This window comes from Brevundimonas sp. ALps5, from assembly GCF_058681645.1.
In genome coordinates this window covers 3,259,855-3,275,405 of sequence record NZ_CM178744.1, presented here as the reverse complement: position 1 = coordinate 3,275,405, position 15,551 = coordinate 3,259,855, and the positions used below count along the sequence as shown (strand labels likewise).

The 15,551-nt window shown below is 68.2% G+C and carries 9 protein-coding genes; 3 read left to right on the top strand and 6 right to left on the bottom strand.

The annotated features are described in order from the left end of the window. Nucleotides 1-37 precede the first annotated feature (37 nt). Nucleotides 38-2,446: a pre-peptidase C-terminal domain-containing protein gene (locus tag ACW172_RS15425; protein WP_492032320.1), complete on the bottom strand. Its 2,409-nt coding sequence runs from the start codon at nucleotides 2,444-2,446 to the stop codon at nucleotides 38-40. A gap of 250 nt (nucleotides 2,447-2,696) precedes the next feature. Between ACW172_RS15425 and ACW172_RS15420 the strand changes: the two genes are divergently transcribed. The 3 genes from ACW172_RS15420 (at nucleotide 2,697) to ACW172_RS15410 (ending at nucleotide 7,491) form a co-directional block, all read left to right on the top strand. Further along, complete coding sequence (locus tag ACW172_RS15420; protein ID WP_492032319.1) at nucleotides 2,697-4,787, top strand: DEAD/DEAH box helicase; 2,091 nt, start codon at nucleotides 2,697-2,699, stop codon at nucleotides 4,785-4,787. 305 nt (nucleotides 4,788-5,092) lie between these two features. Continuing rightward, complete coding sequence (locus ACW172_RS15415) at nucleotides 5,093-6,328, top strand: capsular polysaccharide export protein, LipB/KpsS family (RefSeq protein WP_492032318.1); 1,236 nt, start codon at nucleotides 5,093-5,095, stop codon at nucleotides 6,326-6,328. Nucleotides 6,329-6,402: 74 nt separating this feature from the next. Further along, the gene (locus tag ACW172_RS15410; RefSeq protein ID WP_492032317.1) at nucleotides 6,403-7,491 is read left to right on the top strand and encodes an ABC transporter ATP-binding protein; all 1,089 of its coding nucleotides are present in this window, start codon (nucleotides 6,403-6,405) and stop codon (nucleotides 7,489-7,491) included. A 156-nt stretch (nucleotides 7,492-7,647) separates the two neighbouring features. Here ACW172_RS15410 and ACW172_RS15405 read toward each other — a convergent pair whose 3' ends face one another. The 5 genes from ACW172_RS15405 to ACW172_RS15385 form a co-directional block, all read right to left on the bottom strand. Then, complete coding sequence (locus ACW172_RS15405; protein WP_492032316.1) at nucleotides 7,648-10,938, bottom strand: discoidin domain-containing protein; 3,291 nt, start codon at nucleotides 10,936-10,938, stop codon at nucleotides 7,648-7,650. Between the two features lie 133 nt (nucleotides 10,939-11,071). Next, entirely contained in the window at nucleotides 11,072-11,899 is an 828-nt protein-coding gene (locus ACW172_RS15400) for a carbohydrate ABC transporter permease (protein ID WP_492032315.1), read from the bottom strand. After that, entirely contained in the window at nucleotides 11,896-12,795 is a 900-nt protein-coding gene (locus tag ACW172_RS15395; protein WP_492032314.1) for a carbohydrate ABC transporter permease, read from the bottom strand. Before ACW172_RS15395 ends, ACW172_RS15400 begins: the two co-directional genes overlap by 4 nt. Continuing rightward, on the bottom strand, nucleotides 12,792-14,066 hold the full coding sequence (locus tag ACW172_RS15390; RefSeq protein ID WP_492032313.1) for an extracellular solute-binding protein: 1,275 nt from the start codon (nucleotides 14,064-14,066) through the stop codon (nucleotides 12,792-12,794). The genes ACW172_RS15395 and ACW172_RS15390 overlap by 4 nt, the downstream gene beginning before the upstream one ends. Next, nucleotides 14,063-15,496 carry a glucoamylase family protein gene (locus ACW172_RS15385; protein WP_492032312.1) on the bottom strand — a complete coding sequence of 478 codons (1,434 nt, stop codon included), beginning with the start codon at nucleotides 15,494-15,496 and terminating at the stop codon, nucleotides 14,063-14,065. The genes ACW172_RS15390 and ACW172_RS15385 overlap by 4 nt, the downstream gene beginning before the upstream one ends. Nucleotides 15,497-15,551: the final 55 nt, after the last annotated feature.

The window sequence follows — 15,551 nt, the reverse complement described above, 5'->3', positions numbered from 1 at the left end:
GGGATTTCGATCCCGCCGCCCGCTTCAATTCCAGCCTCTAGTGCGCCCCACGCGCGCTGCCGCCCGTACCCAGCCTCAGGACGACGTCGTCGATCTGGACCCCGCCCCGGTCGATGACCAGGTTCTGGTAGTTGCGCTGCCCCTCGGTCGTCTGGGCCTCGACGCCCTCGGCCTGGCTGGAGAACTGGCGGCGCAGATAGGTGGCCAGCTCGCCCGCCGTGACCATCTGGTCCCCGTCGCCGTCGGCGTCGCCCGCCAGGCCGGTTCTCAGGAAGTGGGCCAGATATCCGCCCGCCTCGAACTTGTCGGCCACCGCGCTGGTCAGATCCTCTTCCGAGCTGAACAGGCCCATGACGCCCGGCCGGTCGACGACGTTCCTTGCGAACCCGCCCGAGAAGCAGCTGTCCAGCACCAGCAGCGACAACCGGGTCCGCAAGCCGCCGAACAGCTGGGCCATCTCGCGGTCCGAAATCTCGCCGTCGCGCAGGACGATGGCCTCGCCGCGTCCGTCCGGCTCGGTGGCGCTGATCGCCGAGGGATCGGCGTCGCTCTGGTCGCCATGGCCCGAGAAGAAGAACAGGAACATGTCGTCCGGCCCGGCCTGGGCGGCGACGCGCTGGAAGGCCTGCCGCACCCCCTCCACCGTCGCCTCGGCATTGGTCAGGGTGACGCTGGCGGGGTTCAGCACCCCCTCGCGCCGCAAGGTGTCGGCCAGCTTCTCGGCGTCGTCGTCGGTGTACTCGAGATTATTGGCCGCCCCGCCGTAGTCGGACACCCCGACCATCACCGCGAACACCCGCGGCCCGCCCTGAACCGCCGCCTGACGCGGCGTGCCCTGGCTGGGCTCGACGCTGAAGCGATAGGAGCCGGTCTCGCCCGCGTTGAACGAGGTCACCATCACCTCATACTCGCCGCTCTCGCTCAGCACCGTATCGAGGCGGCTGTTGGTGCCGTCCTCGCCGTCGTCGTTGGAAATCTGCTGACCCGACGGCGTCCTCAGGATCGTATAGGCGTCGAAGGCCGAGGAGGTCAGCTCCACCGCCACCCTCTGCCCGCGCGTGCCCTGGAAGCGGTAGGTGTCGACATATTCGCCGGACTGGAGGGTCTCGTCCCCGCCCTGCAGCTCGCCCGAGACCGTATCGCCGATCCGCATCAGGCCGCTGCCGCCCGTGGTCGGACGCGTGGCGCTCTGCGTCGGCCGGGGCGGCGGGGCATTCGTCCCGTCGGCGACCGACAGCCGATAGCGTCCGCTCTCGCCCGACTGATAGCTGGTCGCCCCGATCACATAGGCGCCGTCCGCCGGCAGTGTGACGATCAGCCGGCTGTCGTGGCTGCCCTCGCGGTCCGCGTCGTCGTCGTTGAAGGCCGAGAAGCCGCCGGGGCCGGTGATCTGCAGATAGGGGTCGAACTCGCTGGAGCTCAGCCGCAGGTCCAGCGCCTGGCCCTGCCGCCCGTTCAGGGTGAAGCGGTTGACGAACTCCCCGCTCGACAGGGTCTCGGCCCCCTGCCCCAGCCGCCCGTCGCGGCTCTGACCCACGCTGATCGGCGCCGCATCGGCCGGAACCGCGACCGGCGCCGCCTCCTGCTGCTGTGTCCCCGGCCGCGACGGCCGGTTCAGGACCGCCGCGCCGTTGACCGCCTGCCGCCCGCCGCTGCTCGCGGTCTGCGTCGCCTGTCCGCCCTCGGTCAGCGCGATCGCATATCGCCCCGTCTCGCCCGCCTGATAGCTGGTCGCCGTGACCCGGACCTCGCCGTCGGCGGGGGCGGTGAAGCTCACCCGGCTGTCGGAAGACCCGCGCCGCGAGGCGTCGTCGTCATTGTCCTCGCTGAAGGTCCCCGGCCCGCGCACCACCAGATAGGGATCGAAATCGCCCGATTGCAGCGTGATCGTATAGGTCCGCCCGCGCTGGGCCTGGAACGTCCAGACGTCGCCGTACTCCCCGCTCGACAGGGTCGTGTCGCCGCGCCTCAGATCGCCGCTGCCCGTCCGTCCCGCCTGCAGCACCGGCGTGGTCGAGATCGCGATCGGCGGCGGAATGACGTTCTGCGCCGGTCCCAGATCGGCGCGCGCCCCACCCCTGGCCAGCATCAGCCGGTAGTCACCCGCCTCGCCCGCCTGGAAGCTGGTCGTCTGCAGCCGATAGGTCCCGGTCGTCGGAAGGGTCACCTCCAGACCGGCGTCGGTCACGCCCGTCGCCGCGTCATCATTCTCCTGAGAGAAGCCGTTCGGCCCGTTCAGGATCAGATAGGGGTCGAAGGCGCTGGACGACATCCGCAGGCTGATCCGCTCCCCGGCCCGGCCCTCGAAGGCCCAGCTGTCGTAGAACTCACCGCTCTGCAGCTTCGCATCGCCTGCCTCCAGCGCGCTGGCCATGACCCTGCCCGACGGCAAGGCCTGCTGCGCGACGGCCGAGCCCGCCAGAACCGCCAGAGCGGTCGTGGCCATCAGAACGGTCCTGAACATCGAAATCCCCCCGGAAGACCCGCGCACACTAACGCGTCCTCTCCACCTGTCATCAACTTCAACGAACGGCGCCCCGCCACCTACTGAATCTGATATATCACCACCATTCGGCCTTGTTCCGGGCGCAAAGGGCCGCCCCTTCAAGAAGTGACCCGCACCCGCGCGCGCCTCGCCCCCTGCACATCCGCGCCCAAGCTCGCGTTTCGCCCCGAAGCGCCCTACGAGACAATTCATGCCCTTCCCCGCCAGTCATCCCGCGCTCGACCTCGCGCTTTCCGAACGCGGCTATGCCGAGCCCACCCCCGTCCAGGCCGCCGTGCTGGAATCCGAAGCCGGCCGCGACCTGCTGGTCTCCGCCCAGACCGGCTCGGGCAAGACCGTCGCCTTCGGCCTGGCTCTCGCCTCGACCCTGCTGGGTGACGCCGACCGCATCGAGGACAACGGCGCCCCCGCCGCCCTGATCATCGCCCCGACCCGCGAACTGGCCCTGCAGGTGTCGAAAGAGCTGGAGTGGCTCTACTCCAAGGCCGGCGCCCGCATCGCCACCTGCGTCGGCGGCATGGATCCCCGCGCCGAGCGCCGGGTTCTGGAACGCGGCGCCGCCATCGTCGTCGGCACCCCCGGCCGTCTGAAGGATCACCTCGAACGCGGCGCGCTGGACCTGTCCGGGCTCAAGGCCGTCGTCCTCGATGAGGCCGACGAGATGCTCGACATGGGCTTCGCCGAAGACCTGACCTTCATCCTCGACAGCGCCCCGGCCGATCGCCGCACCCTGCTGTTCTCGGCGACCCTGGCCCGCGACATCGTCCAGCTGGCCCGCACCTATCAGCGCGACGCCATCCGCATCGACACCGTCGCCGGCGCCGGCTCGCACGCCGACATCGAATACAAGGCCATCCGCATCGCCCCCAACGAGGTCGAGCTCGGCGTGGTCAACGTGCTGCGCTACTTCGAGGCCCCCGGCGCCTTGGTCTTCGCCAACACCCGCGAGCGGGTGAAGCACCTGACCGCGTCCCTGCGCGAACGCGGCTTCGCCGTCGTCGGCCTGTCGGGTGAACTGACCCAGGCCGCCCGTTCCGAGGCGCTGCAGGCCCTGCGCGACGGCCATGCCCGCGTCTGCGTCGCCACCGACGTCGCCGCCCGCGGCCTCGACCTGCCCGACCTGGGCCTGGTCATCCACGCCGAGATTCCGGTCAACAAGGCCACCCTGCTTCACCGTTCGGGCCGCACCGGCCGCGCGGGCAAGAAGGGCGTCTCGGTGATGATGGTCTCCTACACCCGCCGCCGGAAGGTCGAGCTGATGCTCCAGTCGGCCGGCATCACCGCCCAGTGGGAAGGTCCGCCCTCGGCCGAGATGATCCGCGAACAGGACCGCGTCCGCCTGCTGGCCGACCCCATCCTGACCGCCCCGGTCGATGACGAGGAAGCCCTGGAGCTCGGCAAGCTGCTGCTCGAGAAGACCTCGCCCGAACAGATCGCCGCCTCCCTGATCCGCCTCTACCGCCAGAAGCTGCCCTCGCCGGAAGACGTCTATGACGACGACCGCATGAAGCGCGCCCAGGCCACCGGCGTGAACGATCGCGGCCAGCGCGACGGCCCGCTCACCGACTTCGCCCGTGGCGGTGACATGGCCTGGTTCCGTATCAATATCGGCCGCGACAAGAACGCCGATCCCAAATGGCTGCTGCCGACGCTCTGCCGTCTGGGCCATGTGACCAAGGGCGACATCGGCTCCATCAAGATCTTTGACCGCGAGACCAAGTTCGAGATCACCAAGGCGGCGGAAGCGAAGTTCCGCGCCGCCATCGCCTCGGGTCTGGAAGACGGTGTGACCGTCAACGACGCCGTCGCCCCCGGTCCGAAGGAAAAGCCCGCCAGCCGCTGGGACAAGAAGCCCTTCGACGGCGACCGCCCCGAGAAGAAGCCCTGGGCGAAGAAAGAAGGCGGCGGCGCCCCGCGTGGCGACAAGCCCGCCTGGAAGCCGCGCGAGGACCGCGCCCCCCGTTCGGAAGACGGCTCCGAGAAGAAACCGTGGGTCAAACGCGATGACGCTCCCGCCGGCGAGAAGAAGCCCTGGGTGAAACGCGACGCCCCGGCCCACGCCGCTGCTGAAGGCGACGCCAAACCCAAATGGGTCAAGCGCACCAAGGACGCGCCCGTGCCCGAAGGCAAGACGGCCTGGGTCGACAAGCCCAAGGCCCCCAAGAAGCCCTGGGCCCCGCGCACCGACTCCGCGCCCGCAGCGGTTGGCGACAAGCCTTGGACCGGCAAACCCAAGGGGACCGGCAAAACCTTCAAGGGCAAGAAGAAGTCGAACGGCTAGGCTGCGCTGATTTGTCCCCACGCTGAGCGTCCGCGAACAAGCTTGACCTTTTGCGCGAGCACCCAAAGCGTGTAAAAAAACAGCCCATGGCTGAAAAACTTCATTGCGGAGGCGAAAGGGAGCTGCGCCTCGCCGCCTGCATTCGCGCGCGCACACGGCGACCTCGTCGGGGGCCGGACCCTGTCCCGGGCCTCGGGAGGATCGGGCGGCGCGGTTCGCCCCGTCGACCGCCCCCGCGATGAGCGGGCCTTCATTTCAGTAGCTGATCCCGTGTCCGTAGCCGTGTCCCGTCCCCCCTCGCACCGATGAAAATCCTCTTCTTCATCGACCCCGTCATCTATCAGAATGACGGCATGTTCTTCGCGCCGCACGTCAACTTCGTGCGCTGCCTGATTAACGCCAACCTGTCCGACGACGTCCACTACGCCCTGGCGACCAGCCCCTGGCTGCTTGACGAGTATCAGACCCTGGTCTCCGCCCACGGAGGCCAGGCGGACATCGAACTCCTTCCGCTGAATCCGGTCTCGATCCTCTCCGGCGTGGGTTTCGAAACCACGGCGAACTCCGTCGACATGTTCTCTCCGCAGCCGGGCAACGCGGCCTACCGCGCCCTGATCACAGAGCTCCGGTCCCGGTTCGAGCCCGACGTGGTCATCTGCTCGACCGAAAACCCCTACATCGCAGAGGTCTTCGCCGACCGCGTCGTCCTCTATCACGACATGTCCCACATCCGCCGCACGGACGGGACGTACAACCTCTATCTGGACCCCTGCGGTCACGACGGCCGCAACATCCTGAACGCCTGCAAGACGGAAATCCTTGACCAGGCGGGTGACGACGCCGTCTTTTCGCGCCTGGCGCTGGAACACCAGACGGCCCTGTTCGGCGGCGTCGAGGCGATGCAGGCCCGCCTCGCCTTTCGCGACTGGCGACGTCAGGCCGGACTGGAAGGCGAGCGCATCGCCCTGGTCGCCCTTCAGCCGGTGGGCCCGCTGCTCAGCGTCGAGGGCGCCTGGGAAGGCCGAAGCACCGCCGCCTTCCTGACGCACAGTCTGGCGGCCCTGCCGCCGGGCTGGAAGGCCGTCGTCTCCCATCACCCCGCCGACGAGACCCTGCATCGGCTCGCGCCCTACGTCGCGCAATGCTTCGAACAGTCGCGACAGCCGCCGCCGGAAATCTTTTCGAAAGGCTCGGACCCCCTCGTGCCCGAGTTCGACGCGATCATCTCGATCTCTTCCAAGGTCGGTCTGCTGGGCGTCCTGTGCGGAAAGCCGGTGATCTCGCTCGGCCTGTCGGGGCACCACCGGTATTGCGGACGTCGTGTGGAGGATCTGGACCAGACCGAACCCCTCGCGCCGGCCGCCATCGGCCGCCTCGTCCGCTTCATGTCCAACCGCTACTATTTCACGTTCGAGGAGCTGTTCACCCGGCCCGGCTTCGTTTTCGACCTCATCAGGTCGATAGGGGCCTACCCCGACCCCCGGCGCTGGCAGCTCGATTTTTCGGACTGGACGCCCGAACGGTTGGCGCGGCTCTACTGAGGGCATTCAGGCTTCTCCCCAACCGCGTAACCGCTTACACTGCCTGAAAAACAAGACGTCCCAGGCAGGAAGACATGGCCGAAGTCCGGCTCAGCGGCATCCGTAAGAATTTCGGCGCGACAGAGGTCCTGCGCGGCATCGATCTGGACATCCAGGACGGGGAGTTCGTCGTCTTCGTCGGTCCCTCGGGCTGCGGCAAGTCGACCCTGCTGAGGACCATCGCCGGGCTTGAAGAGGCCTCCTCGGGCGACATCGCCATCGGCGACAAGCGCGTCAACGACCTGTCGCCGTCCGATCGCGGCATCGCCATGGTGTTCCAGTCCTATGCCCTCTATCCGCACATGTCGGTCTACGAGAACATGGCCTTCGGCCTGAAGCTGGCCAAGACCGACAAGGCCGAGATCGACGCCAAGGTCCGCGCCGCCGCCGAAACCCTGAACATCACCGACTACCTCGACCGCAAGCCCAAGGCCCTGTCCGGCGGCCAGCGCCAGCGCGTCGCCATCGGCCGCGCCATCGTGCGCGAGCCCGAGGTCTTCCTGTTCGACGAGCCCCTGTCCAACCTCGACGCCGCCCTGCGCGTGCGTATGCGCTATGAGTTCGCCGGCCTGCACGAGCGGCTGAAGACGACGATGATCTACGTCACCCACGACCAGATCGAGGCCATGACCCTGGCCGACCGGATCGTGGTCCTGAACGGCGGCGTCATCGAACAGGTCGGCTCGCCGATGGAGCTTTACGAGCACCCGTCCAACCTCTTCGTCGCCGGCTTCATCGGCAGCCCGAAGATGAACCTGATCCCGGCCGAGCTCTCCATCGTCGGCAAGGGCGGCGCCTCGGTCACCCTGCCCGGCGGCGAGACCATCCGCGTCGACGTCGACGCCTCCCGCGCCCAGCCGGGCGACAGCGTCACCTTGGGCGTCCGCCCCGAACACCTGACCCTGTCCGGCAAGGCCAACGCCATCGCGACGAAGGCCGCCTTCGTCGAAACCCTCGGCCACGCCACCTATGCCTATGTGAATCTGGCCGGGGCGTCGGAAACGTTGACCGTCCAGCTCCCCGGCGACATCCGCCCGGCCACGGGCGACGCCCTGAGACTCCACGTCGCCGCCGATCAGGCCCACCTGTTCGACGCGGACGGGATGGCGTTTCAGCGGCTCTGATCTTTCGTCATCCTTCGGCGAGCGTAGCGAGACCGGAGGACCCAGCGGCGCGCGAGAGCGCGAACCTGTACCGCACGCCTCACGTCCAGCATTTCGGCTGAACAGATCGCCTTCGGCGCCGCTGGGTTGCCCGATCAAGTCGGGCAATGACGAAAGCTACCGAAACTCCACCCGTCTCGCCCCCGCCGGGATCACCACCTCGCGGCCCTTCCACTCGCCACGGCGCCCGTCGATGCGTGGACGCGGCGGCAGGTCCACCCCGTCCGGCCACTGCACCACGAACCCGCCCGGCGGCGTGACGCCCGGCTCGATGGTCAGCACCCGCACCGCGCCTTCCTTTTTGAAGCTGTAGCTCAGGGCTCCATAGGCGGTGCGCACCTCGCGTACTCCGACCCCGGTCGGGCTATCCACCCAGTCCAGCGGCAGGCCCGCCGCCAGAACCAGAGCGTGGTCGCTGTCCCGCTCATAGACGAACAGGTCCAGCGCCGAGCGGATATAGTCCGAGCTGATCCAGGCATGGGGCATGTCGCCGATGAAGCGCGGTTCGCGCAGGTCGCGGCCCACCACCTCGGCCCAGCCGTTCCAGGCCTGGGGCCTCCGGTCGGCGAAGAAGAAGTCCAGCGCCCGCATGGCCCGGTCCCTCTGGCCCAGCCGCACGAAGACCCCGACATTCCTCAGCTCATAGGGGGTGTAGTCCTTCCAGGCGTTGCGGTTCTCCTGCCGCGCCGTGAAATTCTCCCAGTACTTCTCGAACGTCCGCTTCATCAGCCCCTGCGGCAGGTCGGCCTGCGCCCCCGCCGGCGACAGGGCGATGGTCGTCGAGGTAGCGTCGAAATCGCCCCGGTCCGCTGCGCCCGCGATGAAGTCGATGTGGTGACGGATGGCCGTGCCGGTGATGGCGTTGCGGATATCGATCTGGAACTCATCGCGCGCCGCCGCGAACCGCTGGGCCGCCGCCGTGTCGCCCAGAGTCTCGGCGATGAAGACCGCATCCTTGTAGCCCAGCAGACCCCAGAAATCGTCCCAGAAGGAATACGCCGCCTTGTCCGAATAGCCCTCGTGGCTGATCGTCGGAGGCAGCAGGCCGTACAGATGCCGCGTCTCCCGCGTCCGGTTCGCCGGAACCCGGGTCGACGCCCGCAGAGTGTCCATATAGGCCACCGCCGCCTGCACCTGCGGCCAGACCGAGCGCAGCAGGGCCTCGTCATGGGTGTAGCGCCAGGTTTCGGCAGCCAGGAAGATGAACTCCCCGTGGCTGTCGTTCTCGGGCACCGGATCGGCGCCGCGCTGATCGACGCAGCACGGAACCTTGCCGTCACTGAACACGAACGGCGCATAGAAGCGCAGATAGTCGGCCGATAGATCGGCGTGGCCCAGACGGTCCAGCCCCTCGGCCATCATGGCCCCGTCGCGGATCCAGCTGCGGTTATAGGACCGCGTCCCCGGCTGCAGCCTCGGCCCCTGCCGCGACATCAGCATATGGGCCAGCGACGTCTTCATCGTATCGGCGATCCGCTGCCCCTCCGGCGGAGTGATCAGGTCGAACCGGTCCAGCTTCTCGCGCCAGCTGGCGGCCACGCGCGTCTGGACCCGATCCAGAAACGCCACCGGCTGCGCCCATTGCGACCGGTCCAGCATCGCCATGTGTGGCGATTCCAGCAGGCTTCGGAAGCCCAGGGTGCGGGTCTCGCCCGGAGCCAGCACGACGTCATAGACCATGGCGCCCGCGACCAGACGTGCCGGATCGCGAACCTGGGCTGGGGTCGTTCGCCCGGTCGCCAGCAGGCTCTGTGGGTCGGCGCCAGCCTCGAAGGTCGAGGCGACGAACCGGTCCGGCGCAACCATCGGGATGACCGAGACACCGATCATCGACAGACCGGCCTCGTTGAAGCTGATCGCCTCCTGCGGGCTCGCGCCCCCCGGCGTCGTCAGGAACTGCGCCGGTCCGTTCACCTGCATCGGTCGCGCCGCCAACGCCAGCGTCAGGGTGATCGGGCGACTGGAGGTATTGGTCAGGTCATACCGGCCGTACAGCGCCGAGTTCTGCGGCGTCCCATCGGCGAAGGCCGTCACCTTCAGCGTCCACCCTTCATGGGTCCAGGTCACCGTCGGGATCGGCAGATAGCCGTCCACCAGCCCCTGTTCGATCCGCACATCGGCCCAGGTGACCAGACGGCCGTTGTCCAGCACGAACGGCTCTACCGACGGCCCGCCGCGCCTAAGTTCGATGGCGCCGTCCTCCGAGATCAGCCCGCTCTCGCCGCCGCCGTCGACGCCGACCAGCGTCCAGTAGGGCTGCTCCCCGACGAAGCCGCGCGGATAGAGGCCCCGCCGGCTCTGCCGCGCCACCGCCGACAGGAAGGCCGTCTCGTCCTTGCCGAAGGCCAGCGGCTCGACGGTCACTTCCGACAGCGCATACGACGTCTGCGCCGCCTCGCGCCCCTGCCCCGCCCCCATCTGGGCCCCGGTCCGCGCCTGAGCGGCGGGCGGCGCCAGCAGGTCGAACCGCAGATAGCGCGCCGAGGCCTCCGGCGTCCTCAGCCAGTCGGTCCCGCCGTCGCCCTGATCGACCTCGGCGAGCCCGGTCCAGACCTCGCCGTCCGACGAGGCCATGACGCGGTATTTCATCGCCGACGACCGCTCGGCCCATTTCAGGGTCAGTCCGCCGAACTCCCGCTCATAGCCGAGGTCCAGCGTCAGGCTCTGTTCGCCGACGCCGGTCGAACGCCACACCGTCGCCGGGTCGCCGTCCACCGCATTGGCCGCCAGCGAGGTCCCGTCCTCGCTGGTCGCCGTCGCCAGAGGCCGCGGCGGGACCGCCGGCTCGGGCGGCAGCTCGCGCAGGCTCAGGTCGTCGACCTCGATGAAGCCCTTGCCGCCCTCGCCCGCCGTGACCACGAACTCGATCCGCTCGGCGCCCCGAAAGGCGTGGTCGGGGTTCGCCCCCCAGGCCCAGCTGATCTGACGCTTCTTGATCACGAACTCCGTCCAGCCGTCGGGGAAGACGTAGCGCGTCGTCTGGCGCCAGTGGACATTCTCGGCCGTCGCGTCCGTGAACTTGACCTCGAAGGTGTTCGACGGCCCCGCGCCCCTGACCCGGAAGCGGATCTCATAGTTGGCCGGCGCCGTGAACGACAGCGCCCGGGCCGCGAAGGCGTATCCCGACTTGCCGTTGAAATCGTAGTCCAGCCGCATGGCCTTGCCGCCGTCGGGACCCGCGACCGACGAGATCGCTGACGACACATCCGTCGAGGCGTCGGCCTTCCATGGCGTCAGATCCTCGAAGTCGTCCAGCACCACCGGCGCGGGCGGGGCGGGCTCGGCTGGGGCGAGGGCAACGACGGGCGTCTCGACGGTAGCCGGCGTCTGGGCGAGCGACGGCCCGGCCAGCAGCGCCAGAATCCCGAAAACCATCGCCAGACGCATCATCTCAAACCTCGAACTCATAATCCTCCCCCGTCGGGGGAGGTGGCGCGGCGCGCTTGCGCCGTGACGGAGGGGGCAAGCCCCGTACACGGTATTTGGGGTCAGCCCCCTCCACCACTTCGTGGTCCCCCTCCCCCGACGGGGGAGGATCACCTCAACCCTTCACGCTCCCCGCCAGCATGCCGCGGATGTAGTACCGTTGCAGCGCCAGGAAGAGGATCAGCACCGGCGCGACCGTGATCACCGCCCCGGCCATCATCATCTCCGCGTCCTGCACATGCTCGCGCGACAGCGCAGCCAGCGCCACCGGCAGGGTATAGTTCGACTGGTCCGTCAGGATGATCAGGGGCCAGAGGAAGTCGTTCCAGCTGCCGAGGAAGACGAACAAGGCGAGCGTCACGAGGATCGGCGTCAGGGTCGGCAGCACCACCGAACGGAAGATCCGCCCCTCCGACGCCCCGTCGATCCGCGCCGCCTCCAGCATCTCCTCCGGGATCGACAGCGCATACTGGCGCACCAGGAAGATGCCGAAGATCGAGGCCAGCCACGGCACCAGCGCCCCGGCATAGGTGTTCACCAGCCCCACCGACTTCAGCATCAGGAACAGCGGCAGGGTGCCGATCTGGGCCGGGATGACCAGCGCCCCGATCAGCATCTGGAAGATCCGGTCCCGCCCCCGGAACCTCAGCTTGGCGAAGGCGTATCCCGCCGGCACGGTGAAGCCGAGCGCCAGCAGGGTCGCCAGCGTCGCCAGCGCCAGACTGTTCCACATATACCGACCCATGCCCTGATCGACGAACAGCTCGCGATAGTGAGACAGGGTCCAGACCTTGGGCAGCAGCGGCGGCGGGAAGGTCGCGGCCTCCCCGGTCGACATGAAGCTGACCGAGACCATCCAGGCCAGGGGGAACAGGACGATCAGGCCGATCAAAGCGACGGCGACATTCAGCAGGATGCTTTTCGCGTTTCCGGGCAGCTTCACGTGTGGTCTCCCCCCAGCTTCCGCGACGCCCACAACTGCACCATCGTCACCGCGAAGATGCACAGGAACAGGATGAAGGCCACGGCCGAGGCGGAGCCCAGATTCCACCATTTGAAGCCCTCTTCGTACATGAAGTAGAGCACCGTCACGGTCGACTGGGCCGGCCCGCCCTGCGTCATCACATAGGGCTCGGCGAACAGCTGGAAGAAGCCCGCCACCGAGATGATCGAGACCAGCAGCAAGGTCGGGGCGATGGCCGGCAAGGTCACGTGCCGGAACTGTTTCCACGGCCCCGCCCCGTCGATCCGCGCCGCCTCATAGAGGTCGTCGGGCACGGTCTGCAGCACGGCCAGGAAGATCAGCATGTTGTAGCCGAAGATCTTCCACACCACGAACATCAGGATGGCCGGGACCGAGGTCGCCGGGCTCCCCAGCCAGTCCACGGCGGGCAGGCCGACCGAGGTGAGGATCCAGTTGATCACCCCGTACTTGGTATGGAGCATGTAGTTCCACAGCACCGCCGTCGCGACCAGCGTGGTCACATAGGGCGCGAAGAACACCACCCGCCAGATCGGCCGCCACCTCACCGTCCGCGCATTCAGGATCACCGCCGCGAACAGCGACGCCGCGATGGCCAGGGGCACGCCCAGGACGCTGAACCACAGGGTGTTCTTCATCGCCCCCCAGAACAGCGGATTGGTCAGGAGCCGCTCATAGTTCTGCAGCCCCACGAAGCGCAGGTTCTTCAGATCGGCCAGGGCGTAGATGTCGAAGTCCGTCAGGCTCAGCAGCAGGGCCGCGATCACCGGCACGGCGAAGAAGATCGCGATGGCGATCAGGGCCGGGGCGACGAAGCCCCAGGCCGCGCGCTCACGGGCGGTGATGGTCGAGCTCATACCGCCCTCCCCTGTTCGATCATCCAGCGGCGCTTTTCCAGCAGCCGGTCGGCGCGGCGGTTGATCTCGGCGCCGGCGCCGGCGGGCGTGTATTCGCCGCGCACCATCCGCTCCGCCACGATCTGCATCTCGGCCGAGATCCGCTCCCACTCGGGCACCTTGGGCAGGGGCTTGGCCCGGCTCAGCTGGCCCTTGAAGGCGGCGATATAGGGGTCATTGGCCACCTGCGGCGCGTTCCAGCCCGACTGCCGCGCCGGCAGATCGCCGGTGATCACGTTGAACCGCGCTTGCACCGCCGGTTCGGACAGGTATCGGATCAGCTTCCACGCCGCCGCCTGCTTCTTCGAGCTCTTGAACACCGCCAGCGACGACCCGCCGGGCGCCGAGGCCCCCGGCCCGCGCGGTCCCGGCACACCCGCCGTGGTCCAGTGCGGCTGGATCGCCGGCTGAAGCTTGGCCTTCATGTCCCCGATGGTCCACGGGCCGCTGAAATAATAGCTGAAATACCCCCGTCCGAACTCGGTCCAGACGTTGGAAATCTGCGTCGAGGACGCCAGCGGCGCCAGCCCCTCGTCGAACAGGCTCTTGTAGAAGGCCAGGGCCTCAATGAACGACGGACTGGCGAAATTGCCGCGCGTCTCATTGTCCTTCAGCAGCGGATCGTCACCCTGCAGCCCCAGGGTCTGAAGCTGCTCGAACTCGTTCACGGGCAACAGGATGGCGTAGTTCCCCTCCCCCGCCGCCCGCTTGATCGCGTGCATGGACTTCTTCCACTCGGCCCAGTCCTGCGGCACGGCATCGTACCCCGCCCGGGCCAGAATGTCGGAGCGATAGAACAGCAGCCGGGTGTCGACATACCAGGGCGTCGCCATGGCCTTGCCGTCGATCATCATCGTGCCCAGCACGGCTCCGAACTGGTCGGTCTGCAGGTCCGCCGCCTCGGCCGGCACCGGCGACAGGGCGCCGATGGCCGTCAGCTCGCCGATCCAGGTATTGCCCACCTGGCTGACGTCCGGCAGCGACGCCCCGGCATAGGCGGTCAGCAGCTTCTGGTGCGCCGAGGTCCAGGGCTGGGCCTGCACCACCACCTTGATATCGGGATTGCGCCGCTCGAACTCGGGCAGGATCTGGCCGACATTGGTCGCCTCATTGCCCATGGCCCAGAACTGCAGGACCGTGCGCCCGTCGTTCCGTCCGCACCCGCTCAAGGCCGCGCCCGCTCCGGCCAGCAGGCCGAGCGCCGTCCGCCGGTCGGGCGCGAAGTCCGTCATGCCGCCAGCCAGCCGCCGGTGAACCCGGCCGCCTCCAGCCCGCGCCTCAGGTTCGGCTCGCCGTGCATATGCCGCCAGATCAGCTCCGAGCGGTGGTTCTCGATCATCATCACGATCGGTCCCTGGTCGATGCCCAGATAGTCGCCGTCGACCCAGCAAAGACCGGGCTCGATCCGCCCGTGCTGCAGCGGATGCTCCAGCACGTTCAGGGTCGGGTTGAAGCTGTCGAGGAAGCCGTACTGGGTATAGATCACCGAGCCGTACTTGGCCTTCATCGCCTTGATGCAGGGCACGACGATCTCGGGCGCGAAGGCGATCGACGCCGCCGCCGCCGTCGGCGCGATGGTGCCGTCGTCCCGGTCGCCCGGCCCGCGCGCGGAATAGCTGAAGAACTCGCGCTCGACGCCGTTGAGGGTCTGTTTGAAATCGCCCGGCCCGTCGCAGGCCGTCAGGCCCCAGACCTCGGACGAATAGCCCCAGCCGCCGACGTTGTCGGTCGCATACTGCTTCTGGGCATAGACCGCCCGGCGGCTGTTCTCGAAATAGTCGAGGTGGTCGTCGCGCATGGCCGACTGGCCGCGCATCCAGGCGTCGCGGATGCCGCGGAAGTCGACGAACATATGGCTGTACTGGTGCCCGAACAGCGGCGCGAACTCCAGGTACCGGTCGGTGTCGCGCTCGACGAAGCTGCGGTCATAGCTGGTCACCCACTCCGACCAGACGCCGGCGTCGACCGGGTGGGTCGGGCTGCCCATGGCCATGAGCAGGATCAGCATGCCCTCGTTGTAGACGTACCAGTCGGACGGGATGTAGCCCGTGTCCGGGTGCCAGCCCATGGTGATCCGGTTTGGCCGCACCACGGCCCAGGGCCATTCGATCCGCTCATAGATGGCCTGGACCCGGTCGCGGATCTCGCGCTCCTCCGGGGTGTCGCGGTCGAAGTAGCGGGCGGCGAACAGCATCCCGGCGACCAGCAGGGCCGTGTCCACGGTCGACAGTTCGGTTCGCCCGAACCGCAGGCCCGTCTCCATCTCGAGGAAGTGGTAGAAGAAGCCCTTGTATCCGGCCGTGCCCTGCTCTGCGGGTCCCTGCGGCAGCTCCCAGAAGTAGCGCACCGTGGTCAGGGTCCGCTCGCGCGCCTCGGTCCGGCTCATCCAGCCGCGCTCGACGCCCACGGGCCAGCAGCTCAGGGCGAAGCCCACCGCCGCGATGGAGCAGAAGGATTTGGTCGGCCAGCGGTCGGGCGTCAGGCCGGTCTTGCGGTCAGTGACGTCGACGAACCACTGGAAGGTCCGCCGTTGCAGCTCGTCAATCTCGGGGTCCAGCGGCTTCGCGGCCGGCAGGCGGGTGCGTTGGGCCGCGAACGCCGGCAGCGCCGCGGCCGAGGCGGCTGCGGCGACGGAGCCCATCAGAAACAGACGACGATCCATGGGGGGACTCCTACGCGAAATCAGGCACGAACGGGGGGGACGGAAAAGAAAAAAC

Coding starts and splice junctions, on each gene's coding strand:
- ACW172_RS15425 (WP_492032320.1), bottom strand. CDS start 2,446: ATGGCCACGACCGCTCTGGCGGTTCTGGCGGGCTCGGCCGTCGCGCAG.
- ACW172_RS15420 (WP_492032319.1), top strand. CDS start 2,697: ATGCCCTTCCCCGCCAGTCATCCCGCGCTCGACCTCGCGCTTTCCGAA.
- ACW172_RS15415 (WP_492032318.1), top strand. CDS start 5,093: ATGAAAATCCTCTTCTTCATCGACCCCGTCATCTATCAGAATGACGGC.
- ACW172_RS15410 (WP_492032317.1), top strand. CDS start 6,403: ATGGCCGAAGTCCGGCTCAGCGGCATCCGTAAGAATTTCGGCGCGACA.
- ACW172_RS15405 (WP_492032316.1), bottom strand. CDS start 10,938: ATGAGTTCGAGGTTTGAGATGATGCGTCTGGCGATGGTTTTCGGGATT.
- ACW172_RS15395 (WP_492032314.1), bottom strand. CDS start 12,795: ATGAGCTCGACCATCACCGCCCGTGAGCGCGCGGCCTGGGGCTTCGTC.
- ACW172_RS15390 (WP_492032313.1), bottom strand. CDS start 14,066: ATGACGGACTTCGCGCCCGACCGGCGGACGGCGCTCGGCCTGCTGGCC.
- ACW172_RS15385 (WP_492032312.1), bottom strand. CDS start 15,496: ATGGATCGTCGTCTGTTTCTGATGGGCTCCGTCGCCGCAGCCGCCTCG.